General features: G+C 49.4%; 17 protein-coding genes. 8 read left to right on the top strand and 9 right to left on the bottom strand.

Annotated features, from left to right (window positions below):
* Position 1 precedes the first annotated feature (1 nt).
* From EJV45_RS09385 to EJV45_RS09370, 4 genes are all read left to right on the top strand, one after another.
* Positions 2-2,053, top strand: a complete 2,052-nt coding sequence (locus EJV45_RS09385) for a glycoside hydrolase family 172 protein (RefSeq protein WP_129715416.1) — start codon at positions 2-4, stop codon at positions 2,051-2,053.
* 124 nt (positions 2,054-2,177) lie between these two features.
* Positions 2,178-2,903, top strand: coding sequence for a membrane or secreted protein (locus EJV45_RS09380; RefSeq protein WP_129715415.1), 726 nt, complete (start codon positions 2,178-2,180; stop codon positions 2,901-2,903).
* A gap of 165 nt (positions 2,904-3,068) precedes the next feature.
* Positions 3,069-4,001 (top strand): AraC family transcriptional regulator, encoded by a 933-nt coding sequence (locus EJV45_RS09375; RefSeq protein WP_129715414.1) that lies wholly within the window; start codon positions 3,069-3,071, stop codon positions 3,999-4,001.
* A 74-nt stretch (positions 4,002-4,075) separates the two neighbouring features.
* Positions 4,076-4,861, top strand: a complete 786-nt coding sequence (locus tag EJV45_RS09370) for an SDR family NAD(P)-dependent oxidoreductase (protein WP_129715413.1) — start codon at positions 4,076-4,078, stop codon at positions 4,859-4,861.
* A gap of 35 nt (positions 4,862-4,896) precedes the next feature.
* Here EJV45_RS09370 and EJV45_RS09365 read toward each other — a convergent pair whose 3' ends face one another.
* The 4 genes from EJV45_RS09365 to EJV45_RS09350 form a co-directional block, all read right to left on the bottom strand.
* The gene (locus EJV45_RS09365) at positions 4,897-6,444 is read right to left on the bottom strand and encodes a glycosyltransferase family 39 protein (RefSeq protein ID WP_129715412.1); all 1,548 of its coding nucleotides are present in this window, start codon (positions 6,442-6,444) and stop codon (positions 4,897-4,899) included.
* A gap of 63 nt (positions 6,445-6,507) precedes the next feature.
* The gene (locus tag EJV45_RS09360) at positions 6,508-7,053 is read right to left on the bottom strand and encodes a thermonuclease family protein (protein ID WP_240755240.1); all 546 of its coding nucleotides are present in this window, start codon (positions 7,051-7,053) and stop codon (positions 6,508-6,510) included.
* Between the two features lie 61 nt (positions 7,054-7,114).
* Entirely contained in the window at positions 7,115-7,678 is a 564-nt protein-coding gene (locus tag EJV45_RS09355) for a putative glycolipid-binding domain-containing protein (protein ID WP_129715411.1), read from the bottom strand.
* A gap of 75 nt (positions 7,679-7,753) precedes the next feature.
* Positions 7,754-8,443, bottom strand: coding sequence for a hypothetical protein (locus EJV45_RS09350; protein ID WP_129715410.1), 690 nt, complete (start codon positions 8,441-8,443; stop codon positions 7,754-7,756).
* Between the two features lie 146 nt (positions 8,444-8,589).
* Between EJV45_RS09350 and EJV45_RS09345 the strand changes: the two genes are divergently transcribed.
* Positions 8,590-9,438, top strand: a complete 849-nt coding sequence (locus EJV45_RS09345; protein ID WP_129715409.1) for a murein L,D-transpeptidase family protein — start codon at positions 8,590-8,592, stop codon at positions 9,436-9,438.
* A gap of 32 nt (positions 9,439-9,470) precedes the next feature.
* Here EJV45_RS09345 and EJV45_RS09340 read toward each other — a convergent pair whose 3' ends face one another.
* Positions 9,471-9,860: a hypothetical protein gene (locus EJV45_RS09340; RefSeq protein ID WP_129715408.1), complete on the bottom strand. Its 390-nt coding sequence runs from the start codon at positions 9,858-9,860 to the stop codon at positions 9,471-9,473.
* A gap of 73 nt (positions 9,861-9,933) precedes the next feature.
* Positions 9,934-10,815: a glutamate--tRNA ligase family protein gene (locus tag EJV45_RS09335; RefSeq protein WP_129715407.1), complete on the bottom strand. Its 882-nt coding sequence runs from the start codon at positions 10,813-10,815 to the stop codon at positions 9,934-9,936.
* A gap of 136 nt (positions 10,816-10,951) precedes the next feature.
* Here EJV45_RS09335 and EJV45_RS09330 point away from each other — a divergent pair, with 136 nt between their 5' ends.
* Together EJV45_RS09330 and EJV45_RS09325 are read left to right on the top strand one after the other, a co-directional pair.
* Positions 10,952-11,599, top strand: coding sequence for a DNA-3-methyladenine glycosylase (locus EJV45_RS09330; protein ID WP_129715406.1), 648 nt, complete (start codon positions 10,952-10,954; stop codon positions 11,597-11,599).
* A gap of 892 nt (positions 11,600-12,491) precedes the next feature.
* Positions 12,492-12,686 carry a hypothetical protein gene (locus EJV45_RS09325; RefSeq protein ID WP_129715405.1) on the top strand — a complete coding sequence of 65 codons (195 nt, stop codon included), beginning with the start codon at positions 12,492-12,494 and terminating at the stop codon, positions 12,684-12,686.
* 86 nt (positions 12,687-12,772) lie between these two features.
* On the opposite strand, the gene EJV45_RS09320 is transcribed toward EJV45_RS09325, so the two are convergent.
* Positions 12,773-13,612 carry an oxaloacetate decarboxylase gene (locus EJV45_RS09320; RefSeq protein ID WP_129715404.1) on the bottom strand — a complete coding sequence of 280 codons (840 nt, stop codon included), beginning with the start codon at positions 13,610-13,612 and terminating at the stop codon, positions 12,773-12,775.
* Positions 13,613-13,777: 165 nt separating this feature from the next.
* Between EJV45_RS09320 and EJV45_RS09315 the strand changes: the two genes are divergently transcribed.
* The gene (locus tag EJV45_RS09315; protein WP_129715403.1) at positions 13,778-14,326 is read left to right on the top strand and encodes a hypothetical protein; all 549 of its coding nucleotides are present in this window, start codon (positions 13,778-13,780) and stop codon (positions 14,324-14,326) included.
* Between the two features lie 168 nt (positions 14,327-14,494).
* Here the strand turns inward: EJV45_RS09315 and EJV45_RS19630 are convergent, their stop codons facing one another.
* Both EJV45_RS19630 and EJV45_RS09305 read right to left on the bottom strand, forming a co-directional pair.
* On the bottom strand, positions 14,495-15,928 hold the full coding sequence (locus tag EJV45_RS19630; protein WP_129715402.1) for a TolC family protein: 1,434 nt from the start codon (positions 15,926-15,928) through the stop codon (positions 14,495-14,497).
* Positions 15,925-19,062 (bottom strand): efflux RND transporter permease subunit, encoded by a 3,138-nt coding sequence (locus tag EJV45_RS09305; RefSeq protein ID WP_129715401.1) that lies wholly within the window; start codon positions 19,060-19,062, stop codon positions 15,925-15,927. The genes EJV45_RS19630 and EJV45_RS09305 overlap by 4 nt, the downstream gene beginning before the upstream one ends.
* Between the last annotated feature and the right edge of the window lie 35 nt (positions 19,063-19,097).

The raw sequence follows: 19,097 nt of genomic DNA, 5'->3' as shown, positions 1-19,097 counted from the left end.
CATGAAATCAAAACACACTTTTCTTTTATTGCTGGTCCTGCTGGCCTTCCGGCTGCCGGCACAGGTCACTACCGGTTCGCTGCTTGCTGAACTGGGCAACCTGGAACGGCTTGCCGAACAAAGTCCGGCAGACTACAAAACTGTTCAGTATTCGTCTTACGACCGCAGCAGCAGCTCGCCTTCTAATCCCGGGTGGTTTGCAAATGGCGATGGCTTCGGTAATGAAAAAGTACCATCATTTGAAAAAGTGCTTAAAGCACCTGATACCGTGGGTGGAGAAGGTGTTTACCTGATCTGCGATGTAAAGCAGCCCGGCGCACTGGTCAGGCTTTGGACTGCCAGGATCGGCGGCCGCATCAGGCTCTATCTCGATGGTTCATCGAAACCGGTTTTTGAGGGCAAGTCCGAAGACTTTTTCTGGAAGTTTATCGATCGTTTTGCACCCGGAAAAGACTATAATGGTACGCTGCGCCAGGTAGATGCGGTGTATTTTCCTATTGCGTTTGCAAAGGGCTGCCGCATTGAATGGATAGGAAGTTTGAAAGAAACGCACTTTTACCATGTCAATCTTCGGCTGTACAAAAAGGGTACGAAAGTTAAAACGTTCAGGCCGGACGATCTTCAGACGTATGCGTCAGAGTTTGACCGGGTCAATGCCGCACTCAAAAATCCGGAAGCGAAACAATTTCAGTCTTCAGAGAATCAGGTACAGCACCAGGTGGCCGGAAATACGCGCAAAGAGATTTACAAGTCGACCGGTACCCAGGCTATTGAATCATTTTCGATCAGGCTCAACAAGCCGGCTGATGAGTTCAGTTATCGCCAGGCAATCCTCCACATTTATTTTGATGATGCTTCCGTTGCCCAGGTACAGAGTCCGGTCGGCGACTTCTTCGGTTCTGCTCCCGGGCTAAGTCCGTTTTCATCGCTGCCCTTTACCGTAGCAGCCGACGGAACAATGACCTGCCGTTTTCTTATGCCTTATAAAAAATCAGTACGTATTGAACTGGAAAATACCAGTGCCCATGCGGTTGATCTCAACCTGGGGCTGCGCACAAGACCATACAATTGGAAAGACGGGCAGTCAATGTATTTTCATGCACATTGGCGTATAGATCACAATGTAACGGCTACAAACCGGCTGTATCCGCAAGACATTCCGTATGTGATGGCTTTCGGAAAGGGCAGGGTAGTTGGCGCGGCGACTTATTTGTTTAACAACGGAAACATTCCATCGGCCGGAGGCAGCTGGTGGGGCGAAGGTGATGAAAAGATTTTTATTGACAAAGACAAGTTTCCATCGTTTTACGGAACCGGAAGTGAGGACTACTACAATTATTCATGGTCATCGAACAAAATATTTTATTTCCCCTTCTGTGGTCAGCCCCGTAATGACGGTCCGGCGAATCGGGGTTTTGTAACCAACTTCCGCTGGCATGTAATAGACGATATTCCTTTCGAAGACCGGCTCAGTTTTTCAATGGAGCTGATTCATCATGAAGTGCTTTTGCCAGGCTTCAGCTACGGGCGCATGGTTTATCTCTATGCGCATCCCGGTTACCTGAATGATCTGATGCATATAACCGCAGAAGACGTTCGCCGCATAGAAACACCGGCATGGGCGCCGGCAGCACGAAACCGTACCGTCGGTTACCATTTTGTTGAGGCAGAAGAGCTGAAGCGGGCGGGCAGTAATGTGAGCATGGATGCGCATTACATCTGGTCTGGGGGCAAACTAATGCTCTGGCAGCCGAAAAAACAGGGCGAAGAATTGCGCATAACTATACCGCAGTTAAACGCTAAAGCCAATCCGGACCTGACGCTTACACTCGCGTCCATGCCGCAGGGCGGAAAAATTTCCCTGTTTTATAAAGGGAAGCAGATAAAAATTGCGGGGCAGCAGATTCTGGATCTGGGTAATCCATACCGGCGCATGCTCGATTCATATAAAACCGAGCGCATTCCGGTGCAGCCCGGCGAGGAGCTGGTACTCCGCTTTGAGGGCGAACCGGGTCAGAAAATCGGCTTTGATTTTCTTTGGGTAAAAGACTAAGGATTTTTTTTGCAGATTGGAGGATATTATACGGCAGTATCCTCCTTTTTTTTATTGCCGGCCCGGATGTTCTGACATTTGTTTATCTTTAATAGTCCCTGCGGGAATAACCAATACAAAACCCATGATAAGCAAATTCAAAAAAATCAGCGCCCTGTTTTTTCTCACCATCCTGTGTATGGCAAGCATTTCCGTTCAGGCTCAAACCACTGCGCTAGCCGGTGCATGGCAGCTTAACGAAGGCAATAACCAGCATCACCTGTTTTTCCAGGACGGATATTTTTTTCATACCGTGCAAAGCGGCAGCCAGTTTTTGTCGAGTCAGGGAGGAACGTACGAGGTGAAGAACAATGCGATCGCCGCAACCATTTTATACGATGCCGCTGATTCTACCCGGGTAGGGTCGGCAATGAACGTACCTTTCAGCGTAGCCGGCGATAAACTCGTTTTGCAAATGCCCGAGGCTGAAGTAGGCTTTACAAGAGTTGATGATGGCAAAGCTCCTTTGGCAGGCGTATGGCGCATAACCGGCCGGGCCGGCGATGACGGTAAGGTTGCCAACATTCACCAGACAGGAACAAGGCAGACTTATAAACTTCTGACCGGTACGAAATTTCAATGGGTAGCGATAGATCCCGGCAAAAAACAGTTTTCAGGAACCGGGGGCGGGTCATATACCTTCACAAACGGAAAGTATACAGAGAAAATCGAATTCTTCTCGCGCGATGCAAGCCGTGTCGGCGCCTCTTTAACTTTTGATGGTAAACTTCAGGACGGCCACTGGCACCATAGCGGATTAAGCAGCAAAGGCGCCAAGATCTATGAGGTCTGGAGCCGGGTAAATAAATAATTTCTGATCGTTCAGGTGCTTGGCAGATCGTTAACGTTACTTTCCACGCCGCCGGAATGTGCTGTGGTGATTCGTGCCACCGGTGCAAATTTATATATTTGAATTTTGCAAAGTGTTCGGTAATTCGAACGCCGGCGGCTGACAAGCCCGAAAACATTCCGATAGATGAACAAAGAAACCTCGCTCGAAGAGTTTTATCAGGAAATGGCAGCGGTTTCCGGAAACAGTGTACAAAGCCTGCTTCCGGAAGCCATTGATAAAGAGATCGGCCATTTTAATGTCTTTGCACTTGAGAATCTCCTTGATGAATCGACAGGTAAACATATCATGCCCTACAGCAAACGGGCTTATTACAAGATCAGTTTTATTGAAGGGCGAAACCGTGCAGAGTATGCCGATAAGGTAATTGATATTGAAGACCAGGCACTGCTTTTTGCAACGCCCAAGATTCCTTATAACTGGCTGCCGCTTGAAAAGAAACAATCGGCACTTTTCTGCGTATTCACTGCGGATTTTGTAAACCGTCAGAAGACCGGCGTAGTGATCGATGAACTGCCGATTTTCAGTCCCGGTGAACACCCTATTTTTCAACTGTCTTCAAGCGAAGCGGCAGAAGCACAACATATTTTTGTTAAAATGCAGCGGGAGTTAAGTTCCGATTACCGGTACAAATATGACCTGCTGCGCAACATGGTGATGGAGCTGATCCATTTTGGTCAGAAGCTGCAGCCTGCATCAAAATTGTATGCCAGCAACAATGCCGGTCACCGCATCGGCTCCCTCTTTATCGAATTGCTTGAGCGACAGTTTCCAATTGATTCGCTGCAGCAGCGCCTCACGCTCAGAACGGCGGGTGATTATGCAAACCGCCTGGCGGTTCATGTGAACCATCTGAACAAAGTTCTGAAGGAGTATACGGGTAAAACGACAACAGAGATCATCAGCAACAGGATTATACAGGAGGCAAGCATCCTGCTGAGACACACCGGCTGGAATATATCTGAAGTAGCCTACGTGCTCGGATTTGAAGAAGTCGCCCATTTCTCGAACTTCTTTAAACGGCAAACCGGCACAACACCGCAGAAGTTTCGCGCCTAACAATGATTGTTTTTTGCAAACATCAGATTGATGTTCGCAACCCCCCGCCCCGATACCCCGCCTACTTTTGTATCATGAACAATGAGATCATCAATACAGACGGGGCAGCAAAAATTGCGCTCGTTACCGGCGGAAGCCGCGGGCTTGGAAAAGATATGGCGCTTAACCTGGCAAAGAAAGGACTTCATGTAGTGCTTACCTACCAGTCTGGCAGCACAGAGGCAGACAGCGTAGTAGCAGAAATCAAAGCAATGGGCAGGAAAGCCACAGCAATACAGCTCGACATCCTGCAGGCTGGTTCTTACGATGCTTTCATCACCCGGCTGCAGAAAAAACTCGCCGATGAAATGGCAGTCGAAAGACTTGATTTCCTGATTAACAATGCCGGCTTCATTCATGGAAGCAGCTTTGCTGAAACGTCTGAAGAACATTTTGACCAGCTTTCGGGCGTACACTTCAAAGGTCCTTTTTTCCTTACACAAAAGTTGCTGCCGCTTTTAAACGATGGCGGTGGGATTGTGAATATTTCTACAGGCCTGGCGCGTTTCGCTACACCAGGGTATGCGGCCTATGCAGCCATGAAAGGCGCAATGGAGGTGTTGACCAGGTACCAGGCAAAGGAACTTGGCGATAGAGGCATCCGCGTAAATGCCGTTGCTCCCGGAGCGATCGAAACCGATATCCAGGGTGGCGCAGTTCGTGATAGTCCTGAATTGAATAAACACATTGCTTCTGTTACCGCACTGGGGCGCGTAGGGCTTCCTGAAGATATCGGTGCCGTTGTTGCCTTTTTGTGTACGGACGAAGCAAGGTGGATCACTGCGCAGCGCATTGAGATATCTGGCGGAATGAATCTTTAGGTCGGCTTCGCCGGAACGGCAACTACATACCGATATTATCGGCCGACGAATTTTTTGCGTTCGCTTTTGTACCAGTCTGAAAAAGCAGGGAGCGGTCGGATGAGCAGGTATGTCTTTGTACCGTGCCCGATCGCATGAGGCTGCGTGAAAGTATTTAATAACAGCGTTTTTCTGGCCAGGCGGCTTACATCTGCCTGGCTTTTGCATGTTATAAGAAGCACATTTCCCGATTCAGGATCTGCAGCAGACCATTGTGTAATGCTGTTATCACAGGTATGAACGGCAGGCAGATCCGGTTTTTTAAAATGCGAGAGCGCTGCGGTTACTGCATACCCGTCAGTAACAATCATCATGTCATTTTTCTGTGTTTGATTTAGCGTTTTATAAGCTGAATCAACCTGCGCTGAAAGCTCCGGCCAGCCCAGCATATCGGCATAGAAGGCCGGTAGATCATGTTTATTGCCATCCGGCCATTCAAGCAAAGCGGTATGCGCGGTATATGGAGCCACCGCTTTGAAATAACCAAACATATGATGCAGGGGCAAAACGGGGATAATCGCCGGCAGCGCGACCAAAACAGGCAGCAGGTGCAGACAAAATAAATTGTATGTCCAGAACCGGGGGGCTTTACAAAGCAGTTTTTCCCAGCATACGCTTCCGGCAGCAAAGAGTAGCGGAAAAGCGCCCAGGGTATAATAGATCTTTCCGCCTGAGATGGTAAAAAAAGCGATGATGAGGAGCGTCGCAAAGGCCAGAAAGCGGTAGCGGCGCAGGGCAGGCCAGAACAGCAGAGATATGAGACCGGCAGACCAGACCGCAAGCCCAGAGCCATGTGCCAGTAATTGCTGCAGCAAAAATTCGCCGGCATTCGGCTCAACCGTTTTCTCTTTCAGCACGGTTAGATAACGCAGAAAAGGCAGGTCATTGTTGATCTGCCACATCAGATTTGGAATAATCAGCAGGCCCGCGGCTATAACCGCCCAAATCGCGGCTGGCTTAAAATCCTTGCGGTTGTAAATCAGCAGTCCGGCAACAAGGGCAACAAAATAAACAATTACGCTATATTTATTCAGCGTGCCGCAGGCAAAGGAAGCTGAAGCAATGAGTAGCAGGAAAAGACGTTGGGTTTGGAAAAACCGCAACAAAAAAAACGCCCCAGCTGTCCAGAAGAATTGTTCGAAGGCCACGGGCTGCAGAAAATAGCCCGTTGCGAGGTAAGCGGGCGAACAGAGCATGGCGGTGCAGGATATAGCAATAGCAAGCCGGCCGCCGCCGAGATACCAGGAGGCCAGGCCGGCGAGGCAGACTGTAGCAGCAGAAAAAATTGTGGGAAGCAGCCGGTACAGGAAAGTGGAGCTTTCGTTTATCTGCGCAATGAATGCAGCAACAGCGGGCGTAAAGGGGCCATTGTCCAGATAACCCCACTGCAGGTGTTTTCCCAGTGAGATATAATAAAGCTCATCAGAATGCAGGCCGTAATTCGAATTGGCAAGAAAATGCAGCAACAGCTTCAAACCCGAGAAAAGGAGAATGAGCAACAGGTAAGAACGGGGAGGTACGGGCTGCTCTTTTTCGGCGGTCATGCAATTAGATACACCGGAGCAGCCATAAATGTTCGGCAGCTGTTTATATCAGAGAGCCATATTTTATCCCGTTCGCTTATATTTCTGTTTACGCCATTGCCACGGCGCAACCGGATGGGCGTCCTGCCACAGGCCAATCCGGCTGTCCCTTGCTTTTATTTCCAGGCGGGTGTAAAGTTCATCAGACGAATACTTTTTAAAATGCCAGGCCATGCCCATGCGCACCATTTCCTGGTTTACGATCTGCCCGCGCGCGTTCCTGACTACGGCAATAAGCCGCCGGTAGCGGTCATAGTTTTGAGGAAAAACGGTAACCTGCTGGTTAAAACAGAGGTTCGACAACGCAGCTTTTGCTGCGTTGCCAAAAGGCTGCCGCCCGCGTTTTTCCGGACAGTCGATATGTGCCAGCCGAACTTTAACCGGTTTGCCATCTTTAAGAATTTCCATGGTGTCGCCATCGCTTATTCCGGTAACCCGGGCGCTGAAGGCAACAGCACCTGATTTTGGTTGATGAGCACGTTTTATTTGCGCCGGAGCGATTGCAGGTGGAAAGGAAAAAATGAAGAGAACGACAAGAGCGCGTAGTTTTAGTTTCTGAAGATGTGTCAAGTTGAATTGATTAAGGGCGCAAAAGTAACTCTCTGAAATGAAAAACCCTCTGAAATCAATTTCATCCCTGCTGCACCGCTGTACGAACAAATAAGCCCGGATAGTCTACAACCAGGCCCTGATCGTCAACCTCAATCACCGCTTCAAAGTCGTTCGGAATGTTTTCATAGCGGTAGGTGTTTTCAGACAGACGCGTGTACCGCTGGCTCACAGGCCTGATTTCATTGCTTAAAAGGTCAAAATAAATGACCCGGATTTCTGCATCCTGGCCAATACTCAAGCCCAGCCTGCGAATTGGTAAGGTGTTGGTAAAAGGCGTAATGGCAATGTCAACCTCTGTACAGCCGGCAAATTGAGGAGCATGCATAGCGTCACACTGCCATTGTCCGTCGTCTTCTTTTTGTACGGAAAACGAACGTTTTCTACGCCTGTGGTAAAGCTCGATCTCTGCACTGCGCGTCTGCCATTCTGAATTTGTCAGAATGCGATAATTGGCCTGATGAATCTCGTTTTCATAATATCCAACAATTGTTGACTGAACAGTTGCACCCGCTTCATTCACATCTACGCGGCAATGTTCAAGCGAATAATATTCTCTTCCGGTCCAAAGCAGATTTGTTTTCATAGGATTGTTTTGAGTAAGTTAAGAAAAAGAACATTCCGTTGGAAGGGGGTATTGATCAGTCATTCCGGTATTTTTCTACTGCCGATTCAGGTCTGAACCTGCTGAAAACAGAATTAATTCCAAAGCGCGAAGAGGGGTTATTCTCGACAATTCCAGGTTTCCGGCATTTTCAGAATGTTTTCTGATCGAAGCCATGACTGGATCACAAACGGCTTCCCTTACCTCATCAGTTTGAACCAACACTAACATCTCCTTTAGGTAGTTTTCGAATGACACTGTATTACTGGCCATGGCGTGGCTAATACGATTTCGACCGCTAAAAACTGCACATACCCGACTGTCCCAGATCGCATACCTTTCTGGTTGGACAAAATGTAACAATTTAGATGTGCCTACAACAGAATTACCAAATAACATTTTGAGTGTTTGAATTTCTTCCAGAGATATCAATTCGACGTGAGATTTGGCTTTGTTTAATATCATTTGCACGTATGAGATTTTTTTGAAAAGCTCTTCAAAATTTTGACGTTCAGTCATCTCTTTGGAGCGGCCATAAAAGCTAAAGACCCTTGGCATCCAGCCATAAACCATATGGATGCCTGCAATCACGTCATCGGCAGTAAGTACTTCACGACTGAAAAAAGCAAGCAACGAGGGATAGCTGAAATGATAGCTAGTTTTCAGACTATTATTGATTTTGTCTTTGTTTTCGATATATAACTTTCTAATCCATTCAGGATTATGGACTATAGTTTTGTGAGACATATATTCATTTTTAAGCGTTAATTATAAATCAAAAATATAAAAACAAGATAATCCGTTAAGCGGCCGGTCATATATGTAAGGTTCAAATAGGAATCACTTTATATCATATTAAAATCGCTATCTTCCAGTCGACCAAATCCCGATTCATGAAATATCTTTTTCTGTTCCTTCTGCTTGCCGCCGTAGCGGCCCTCTGCATCTGGCAATCGTTCAAAACGGTGCCAACGGCCAAAAATGCACATGGCCAGGGCAAACGGGAAAGTCGCCTCCCCGAAGGTTCTTTGAAATGGCATGATTCCCTGTTTCGCCACCTGCCTCAGGATATGGACACAACCATCATCGTTAAAGACCTGCACGACCAGCCATTGCGCTTCCGGCAGTATCTTCCTGCGGTATTCAACCAGCAAAGCATGATCTTCATGGATCGGGGAACCTGGCGTCTGCACCGCGTCACAGAGGCGGCAATGGATTCCATGAGTCGCGACGACTATGCCGTGGCAAGCAGGCTGCGCTGGGACAGCTGGCGTAAGCCCGATACCAGTAGTACGTGGCAGGAGCTACTAAATAAAATCAGCGCTACGCTGGCGCAAGCTGATAAGATCGTCGTTCTTAAGTCGAAACGTAAACTCACCCTGAGCAGAAAGGGCACAAACCTCGCCGAATTTGAAATCGACCTGGGTTTTGCGCCTACGGGAAATAAGGTGACTGAGGGAGATGGCAGAACACCCGAAGGCCAATATCATCTGGAGCAGAAATATGACCGGGAAGACAAGTTCTACAAAAGTTACCTGATTTCGTATCCCAATGCCGAAGATAAAAAGCTGGCAAAAGCCAGGGGAGTGAAGCCAGGCTCCGGAATATCCATTCACGGAACAACCCCGGCCAAACGAAATGCAAAAGACTGGACAGCGGGCTGTATTGCCATGCAGAATGCTGACCTTGACCAGCTGTTTGTTATGGTCGGCGAGGGCACGCCGATTGATATCAGGAAATAAATGCAACGGCCTGTCTCTGCCCCGCCTCAAGGTTATTTTTTGGAAGTGCTTTTCAATGCCCACCAGATGAGAACAGGCTGGAAAAATAGCCGTACAAACCGTTTTTCATCAGTGTCAAGCCCGAATGCATCGCGTTGATTTACGTATTGCGAAATGTTTCCCGGGAAAACGGCGGCAAAAAAGCCGGCAGCGAGCAAGCCTGCTGGCTTCCGGTATTTCTTCGGAGCTAACATGAGCGCCGTGCCCAGGGCGATTTCTGCAATGCCCGAATAGACAACAGTATCATCTTTACGCAGGGGTACCCAGTCCGGTACCTGTGCTTGAAAGTCTTTCCGGGCAAAGCTCAGGTGACTGATTCCGGCAAACGCAAGACCTGCGCCCAAACCGATGCGCGCCATATTCTTAATTGTTTCCTTTTTCATTTTGTTGTTTTGAAAAAGCGGGCAAAGACTGTTCCACCTCCCCGAACCTTCAGGACTGAAATGAGAACCTGCATCAAACAGAGAGATCCTGCCAGCTATTTAACTGCCCTGACTGGCCGGTTAATGTTCCGAGAAGCCGGTAGATATCTGAAGCGCTCTTACCCTCTTTTCTAAGGTGCTGAATGGATGTTGCGCCCGCGGACTTTGATAATTTGGTGCCGTCTGCATGTGTGAGTAAATCATGGTGAACAAATGTCACATCCGCAAATGGTTTTGCCTTAATCAGGGAAGCAATATAAAGTTGGGCCAGGGTTGAGTCCCACAGGTCTTTCCCGCGCACAATCAGGTCAGTGCCAAAATGCAGGTCATCGGCAAGCGACGTTAATTGGTAGGAAGGAAAGCCATCTTTCTTGCGGACGACCAGATCGCGCTGGCTTTCGGGTAAAAAGAAGGCGTTGTAACCGTCAGGCGCCTTGACGATGATCGCTGTGTGATGGCTGGTGCGCAGTCGCCAGGCTACGCCCGGTGTGCCGGGATCGATCTTTTTGTCACGGCAGGTACCCGGATATGTTCCTGTGGGACTACGTTTGAGGATTTTGCTGCGGGAACAATTGCAGGCGAATATCCGTCCTGTTTCCAGCAACTGATGTAGCATCTGCTCATAAATGACCATGCGGTTTGTCTGTGAAAAATTTGCATAGAGTTCCCGGACATCTTTAGGGCCGCGGTTAAACGGTATGTCAAGAAAGGAAAGGGTGTCAAAAATGTCCTGCAGGTAGGCGATATTCACCCTGTCCTGGTCCATGTCATCGATACGCAACAGGATGTCAGCATTATGCTTCCTGGCCAATCGCGCGGTGAGCGCAAAATTATATACATTGCCCAGATGAAGAAATCCGCTGGGCGTAGGCGCAATACGTGTCAGGTTATATTTAAGTGCAGACGATGCGTTCATAAGTATCGGCAAGCCCGGTTCTGAGACTAAGGTACAGGTTAAGGAAGAGGTTGGCAAGACCCGATGGTGTCTTTCAGCGGGTATGAGCAGCATATGGTCCCGTCTCAAAAAATCTTTATCTTCACCTCAGCCCCTCATGATCCAGACATTCACCTCAGCCACTTATCATCAGATTTGCGATACGCTCGCTTCGCGTGATCTTGACCTGCAGCGTGTGCTCGACCTTTACGGTTATCCGCCTATGTGGACGCGGCCAAACAATTTTGAGACGCTGGTGCATATCATTCTTGAGCAGCAGGTGTCGCTGGCTTCAGCACTTGCCGCGCTTAACAAACTTCGTGCGCACCTGGGAAAAGTAGAGCCGGAGGCCTTCCTTGCCCTCAGTGATGAGACTTTACGGTCATGTTATTTCAGCCGCCAAAAGGCCCGTTATACACGGATTCTTGCTGAGGCGATGGCCACAGGTCGGATCAATCTTTCCGAAATGGAAAAGCTGCCCGACCATGAGATTCGCAGCAGGCTTGGTGCGCTGACGGGCATCGGCAACTGGACCATCGATGTATACCTGATGTTTGCACTGCAACGCGGAGACCTCTTCCCGGCGGGCGACCTTGCGGCTGTAAACGCCCTTAAAGCCTTGAAGGGCCTGGCGAAAGACACCGGCAGAGATATTATCCTGGAGAAGGCCGCCGCCTGGGCACCATACAGGACTGCAGGCACCATGATACTTTGGCATTTTTATCTTTCAATGCGGGCTAAACCTTCGGTTATTTCCGGCTTGTAAACGCGGTAACACGATGTTGTCGTCAAGGTTTATCGGTCAGGTAGCCTGCACATGCAAAAGAGGCCTTTTAGTCAGTGTTGTCCGGTAAAAATTGGCTGAATGAAATAAGACCGTTCTGAATAGTCTCAAAGCAGTATTTGCCTGAGTCTTCCGAATCAAGCCCCCCCTGAATTCTATGTTCGTGGGTTTTACGTACAGGCGGTGGTTTTGATGAGGGTTTTGCCTGATTACTGCCGGTGATAGTTGCGAACCGGCCTTGTATCTTCTCGCCGCAGAAAAGTATTAAAAGTCTTGCACTGTTTTAAGGAGGTCGGTAGGAACCAAGGAGGGGAACTCTTTGGGAATAAGGAGTAACGAATCATGAACCAAGACCATAGCGCATAACCACTCATAACGCCGTTTTGCGTCTAGAGCTGAGAACATCCGGGCCTTTTCCCGCCGCCGTCGGACTTTTGATGCTTTAATGCAAGAAGAGATACACAGCCTTGACTTCATGCCAAACGCAGTGTAATGCGGAGGAATCTCCCTGGTGCTGGGCATTGCCGTCACCTTGATGAAAAACTTTATAACAAGCAAAGGTGAGGTTCCTCACCGCACAATTCGCAGCAGAAACAATTTGGCTTGCGGTTTCGGAAGGAGCCCCCGCGGCGGTGAGCGCTTCGATACCATAGTTTCACATCTATTGGAAACCAAAGAACTATAGGCTTTCGCATTACTTTCCCTGGACAACAGTGACCTTTTATTTATAAATCTTTTAATAGTTCGGTTCTTTTTCGCTCACAATCAATAAGTTGGTTTGGATTTGTCAAATATATTCCTAACTTTAAGATAACCAAATGTCTGTTGTGTACCGCGGCGAGCAGGCTAACCTGCCGTCCCAATATTGAAAAATATGTTAGTAAAATTTTTTGACCGCCTCGAACATGCCGACCTCCTGATCAGAACCGAAAATACCGGTAACCCCGAAAACATGGCACGCCGGCTTAAAATGTCGAAACGTTCACTTCATGAATTCCTGCAATTGCTGAAAGTTGCAGGCGTAACGGTTCGTTATTCGCGTAAAAGGGGAACATATTATTATAATTAGCGGTAATCATTACGACGAAAAAGTCTGCGGGAAGCAGGCCAACTGAGTTGGCTGTGTAAAAATTGCAGTCTGACTCGCAATTTCCGTTACCTCAACACCTCATTCAGCTCGGCATATGCGGGAGCCTGGGCCGCAAAATTGAAAGTTCCCTGCTGCATTTCGCGGCCGGCCTCAAGCAAGGCACCCATGGCTACCCGTGCCAGCGTTGAGCCGAGGCTTATCCGTTTTACACCGAGATCTTCCAGCTCACGCACTGAAAATACGCTGCCTCCCAGTCCCACAACCACATTCAGTGGTTTTGGCGCAACCGTTCGTACCGCCAGCGCTACCTCTTCGCGGGTGCGCAGGCCGGGTGCAAAAAGTACGTCGGCTCCAGCATCTGCGTAAGCTTCAAGGCGGTTCATCGTATCTGTCAGGTCGGGCACGCCATAAATCAGGTTTTCCGCACGGGCAGCAAGCATAAAGGGAAATGGCAGGCTCCGGGCTGCGCGGACTGCTGTCCGGATACGGGCTACAGATGTCTTGAAATCGTGGATGGGCCGGTCGCGGTTACCCGTAGTATCTTCAATTGAGCCTCCTACAAGTCCGCAGGCTGCAGCAAGCAGAATTGTCTCCGCACAGGTATCCGGATTCTGGCCATAGCCATTTTCCAGGTCGGCTGCCACCGGAACGTTTACAGCGTTAACTATTGAGCGGGCATTAACAAATGCTTCCTGCCGGGTTAGGGCACCTTCGCCATCGGCTTTTGCCAACGAAAATGCAAGGCCGGCGCTTGTTGTTGCCAGCGCTTCGAAACCCTGACTGGCCAGTAAGCGCGCTGAACCGGCATCCCAGGGGTTTGGAATGATGAATGTACCCGGGCGTTCATGAAGCGTTTTGAATCGTTCTGCCAGGGCGAGCTGACGGTCATTGAATACAGTTGTCATAAGGAAAAAATGGTTGTTTTCCTGCCCCGGTCAAAAGTACTAAAAAAACAGGTGTTTAAACGCCTCGTTAGATCAGAAAATCGTTTAAGCGCTCTGTTGCCAACCTGGTTTTCTCTGCACGGAGCGTAACTGTAATTTGTGAATTATCATTACCTTGTAAGGGCCATGAGAAGATATACGCCGATTTTCATTGTACTGTGCGCTGTTGTTACGGGATGCATGAACAGGCATTTTTACCAGCAGGAGGATTACCCATTCTACCGGCAGCCTGACAACGGATCTTCAGGCGCGCTCCTGCGAACCGATGGCGTATATGTACTTCAACAGCGCAAGGGCGACACAGCAACATACACTAAGCCCGGGAGAATGTATAAGTTTTATCCCGGCCGACAATTCAACATGGTCTTAGGATTAGCTGATTCAGCCCCGGCAGACTCAATCCTGAAAGTATTCAACCAGGAAGCGTTAAAAACGCGCACGCTCTTTCAGGGGTATTTTAAAAACCAGGCCGACAGGCTGATCTTGCAGAACGTTCATACTGCGCGGCGACAGTTTAATTACCATTACGCCATCATCGGAAAAGACCGGCTCATTATCAAAGCATCAACACACCAGGGCCGCGGAAAATTCTCTGACAAATACTTCGAAAACGGCTACACAGAAGTCTATCACTTCAGAGAAATAACGGGCAGATTCGCAGACCCACGGTGGTAAATTGGGGTAGTAGTAAGTAGTAAGTAGTAAGTATTAAGACAGGGTGCCAAACCCTTCTTACGCCGAAAAATGGGAACGTACCCTCTGCGCGGCATAGGCCGCCATGAGGGGCTGTGCACCCAGACACTTATAACCTAAAACTTATAACCTACAACTTACAACCTACTTTCATCCCCCAAGCGCCCTGTACAATGCGATCATGGCGCCATAAGACTGACGTTTCAGGTCGACCTGCTCCATCTCGGCGTTCAGGACACTTCCCTGTGCAACGATCACTTCAAGATAACTTGCATAGCCGGCCAGATAAAGGTCGTTGGCGGTCGAGAGGGCATCATTGAGTTCCTGCACCTGCGCTGTCTTCAGCCGGTAGGCGTGCTGAAGGTTATCCATTGCGGTAAGCTGGGTAGACACTTCCTGATAAGCATTGATGATTTGGCGCTGATAGTTGTAAAAGGCCTGGAGCTGTTCGGCATCGGCAATGCGTTTTCCGTTTTTCAGTGTGCCACGGTTGAAGATCGGCGCGGTAAGTCCGCCAAGCACACCGGCGGCAAGCGAACCGGGCGAAAACAGCAGCGGAAGTTTGAACGAGTTATATCCGGCATAGGCATCCAGTGTGAGGCTTGGCAACAGCGCCTTACGCGCAGCCGTCACATCTGCGCGTGCGGCTTTCAATTCGAATTCAGCCTGGCGCACATCAGGCCGGCTTAAAACAACCTGTGCCGGAATACCCGCAAACAGGGTTCTCGGTACGGTACGCGTTATCATTGCCGTATCGCGCTCAATCTTCTCCGGAAAGCGCCCAAGCAGATTGTTCAGCTCGTTCTCCGCGCGGCTGATATCCTGCCTGATCTCATACGCACGCCCCCGGGTAGCAAAAAGCTGCGCCCGGAACTGTTTTACTGCCAGTGCCGTTGCGCGTCCGCCGGCAAGCTGTGCTTCAACGATTTCGACACCTTTTTCCTGGAGCCTGATATTGTGTGTCAGTATTTCCGCCTGTTTATCAAGCGCGGCAAGTTCGAAATAGCGGGCGGCAACTTCGCTGATCAGCTGGGTCTGGAACCATTGCAGTCCCTGCCTGCTTGCCAGCAGCCGGTTAAACGCTGCCTCTTTTCTTTTTGAAAGTTTTCCCCATATATCGATTTCCCAGGAACTGCGGAACCCTGCAAAATAATCGGGCGTTGCCGGGTAGGGAATGCGCCTGTTTTCGTCGATATTGGGTGAAAAATTGGTGTCATAATTCCCGACGCCATTCATTGTATAATTGCCATAGCGGTCTAAACCGCCGCTAACCTGTGCGTTAAGGCCCGGCAGCATAGCCGCCCGGCTGAGCCGAAGCTGCGCACCAGCAATCTCAATACGCTGCATGCCCGTTTTAAGATCGAAGTTATTGGCGAGCGCTGTATCGATCAGCCGCTGCAACCCGGGTTCGCTAAAGATCTGCTGCCATTTCAGGTGCGGGGCCTCTGGAGCTACCTGCACGTTAAAAGATCCCGGCATCGTCTTCAGTTCCTGTTCAAGAACCTTTTCAGGGGCCGAACAGCTACTTAAATACAGTAGGGGAATAAGCGAAGAATATATATAGATCAGATTTTTCCTGGTCATGCTTGTGTAGATTGTATTTGTTTAAGGGGTTTGTTTTTGTTGGAACGAGGCGCAAAGATGGCGTACAGCCCCGGAATGAGAATTACGCCGAACAGCGTACCGATCAGCATCCCGCCAACCGAGGCCATGCCGATAGAGCGGTTACCAACTGCGCCCGCGCCGGTTGCGATGCAAAGCGGAATAAGACCGGCAACAAAGGCAAAAGATGTCATGAGGATTGGCCGCAGACGCGAAACAGCACCTGCCAGCGCAGCCTCAGCTACCGCAATGCCATTCTTCCTTTTAAGTTCGGCAAATTCAATGATCAGAATTGCATTTTTACCCAGCAGGCCAATAAGCATAACCAGGGCCACCTGGGCATAGATGTTATTCTCAAGACCTGCCAGTTTTAAGGTGAAGAATGCACCGGCTATACCTGCCGGCAGCGACAGCAACACGGGCAGGGGAAGAAGGAAACTCTCATACTGCGCAGCCAGCAGCAGGTATACGAATACCAGGCAAACAATAAAAATATACACAGCCTGGTTGCCTGAAAGGATCTGCTCGCGGGTCATGCCAGACCATTCAATGCTGTATCCGCGCGGCAGTTTTTCTTTGGCGGTCTGTTCTACCGCAGCAATGGCATCAGCACTGCTGAAACCTGCGGCGGCATCGCCGTTAATCATTGCCGAAGTATACATGTTATACCGGTTAATCTGTTCAGGCCCGTAAACGCGTTCCAGGCTGATAAAACTTGAATAGGGAACCATGATGCCGCGGTCGTTTTTTACATAAAGCTGAAGCAGGTCGCCGGGTTTCCCCCTGTACTGCGGGTAGGCCTGAAGCATGACTTTGTACATCTGGCCAAACCGGATAAAATTTGTCGCATAATAACTTCCTACCAGTGTCTGCAGGGTGCCCATGGCGTTGTCAATCGTTACGCCTTTCTTTGCCGCCATATCCTGGTCCACATGGATCATATACTGCGGAAAGTTCGGGTCGAAACTTGTGAAAGCGCCGGCGATAGCTTTGTTTGACCGCAGTTCTGCCAGGAAACTGTTTGTTACCTGCGCGGTCTTGCTAAGGTCCTCACTTTTGTTCTTGTCGAGCAGGCGCAGTTCGAAACCGCTTGCGTTACCAAAACCCGGTACTGTGGGCGGGGAGAAAAATTCGATCGACGCGTCGCTGATCTTACGTGTGTTTCGTTTCAAAGTTGCAATCAGCTCATCAACGCTTTCCTTCCGGTCGCCCCAGCTGCTCAGGTTAATCATCGCCATTCCGTATGAAGCACCTGTAATATCACTCATCAGGCTATAACCGGCAAGCGTGCTTATATTCTCGACCGGAGCCAGGGCTGATGCGGCTTTCTGAATATCATCAAGCACCTTCTCCGTACGCTCTACGGTCGAGCCGGGAGGGGTGGTAACGTTTACATAAATCATTCCCTGGTCTTCTGTCGGTATAAAACCTGATGGCAGGATGCTGCTTCCCAGCCAGGTGGCCAGAAAGAAGAACAGCAGCAAGGCAAGCGTTACAGGTTTGCGGCTGACAACCATGCCCGTAAGCCGGCTGAACTTTTTTTCCGTCTTGTCATATCCTTTGTTGAATGCGCCGAAAAACCTGCTTAATAAGTTTTTCCTGGTCTGAACCTGATGTCTGAGCAGCAGGGCGCAAAGTGCCGGCGTCAGCGTCAGCGCATTGATGCCGGAAATCACAATAGATATGGCCAGGGTGAGCGAGAACTGGCGGTAAAATACCCCGACCGGACCCGATAAAAAGGCCACCGGAACGAATACTGCCGACATCACAAGCGTAATAGCAACGATCGCGCCGCTGATTTCTTTCATGGCAGCAACGGTGGCCTCCATGGGCGGCAGATGCTCTTCGGTCATCTTTACGTGAACCGCTTCCACAACGACAATGGCATTGTCGACCACAATTCCGATGGCAAGAACCAGCGCAAAAAGTGTCAGGATATTGATCGAGAAGCCAAGTACCTGCAGAAAGGCGAGGGTACTGACCAGCGCCACCGGTACGGCCAGTGCAGGGATGAGTGTGCTCCTGAAGTCCTGCAGAAATATGAATACCACGATAAATACGAGAATAAAGGCTTCAATCAGTGTTCGCATCACCTCATGAATACTCGCGTCAAGAAAGCGTGAAACGTCATATGCATAATTGTACTGCATGCCAGGCGGAAAACTGCTCTGCTTCAGTTCGGCCATCTTCGCTTTGATATTGTCAATTACCTCGCTTGCATTTGAGCCGGGCCGCTGTTTGATCATGATCGAAGCTGAGGGCTTGCCATCTGTTTTTGACACCATATCATAACTCACGGTCCCAAATTCAATGTCTGCCACATCTTTCAGCCTGATCACTGCGCCGCTTTCATCGGCCTTCAGCACCAGGTTTTCATAAGCTTCTTTCTCGCGGAATTTACCTGAATACCGCAGAACGTATTGTTTAACCTCACTGCCCTTGCCCGAATTTTCGCCGGCAACGCCAGGTGCCGCCTCGATGTTCTGCTTACGCAGGCGATCAATGAGCTCGTCTGTTGAGACATTGTATGAGAGCAGGCGGTCAGGCTTAAGCCAAACGCGCATGGAGTAATCGCGGGCACCCATAATGTCTACAAAACCAACGCCGTCAATGCGCTTCAGTTCCTGGAGTACGTTGATATCAGCAAAATTGTAGATGAACTCTTCGTTCATGTCTTTATCGGTACTGGTAATATTGAGGTAAAGCAGCATGCTGTTTACTTCTTTTTCAGTGGTAACACCGGCTTTGATTACTTCTTCGGGTAATTCATCCAGCACGGTGGTTACGCGGTTCTGTACATTCACGGCGGCCTGGTCAGGATCGGTACCAACTTTGAAAAATACCTGTACCAGCGTGACGCCGTTGTTACTGCTGACAGTATTCATATAGGTCATGCCCGGTACACCATTGATGGCCCGCTCGAGTGGCGTAGCAACAGCTTTTGAACAAACTTCTGCATTGGCCCCGTTGTAGTTGGCCGTGACAACGACCGAGGGCGGAACGATGTCAGGAAACTGGGTTATGGGGAGGCTGAACAGGGCAAGTACGCCCAGCAGCACAAGAACTAAGGAGATAACCAGCGATAGTACCGGCCTCCGTATAAAGGTTTCAACCATGGTTGCGGATAATAGCACAGCAGGTCCTGCGAAAA

It is taken from the genome of Pedobacter sp. SYP-B3415, from assembly GCF_004138205.1.
Taxonomy (GTDB): domain Bacteria; phylum Bacteroidota; class Bacteroidia; order Sphingobacteriales; family Sphingobacteriaceae; genus Pedobacter.
The sequence above is the reverse complement of the archived record's forward strand: the minus strand, read 5'-3'. Positions and strand labels throughout refer to the sequence as shown.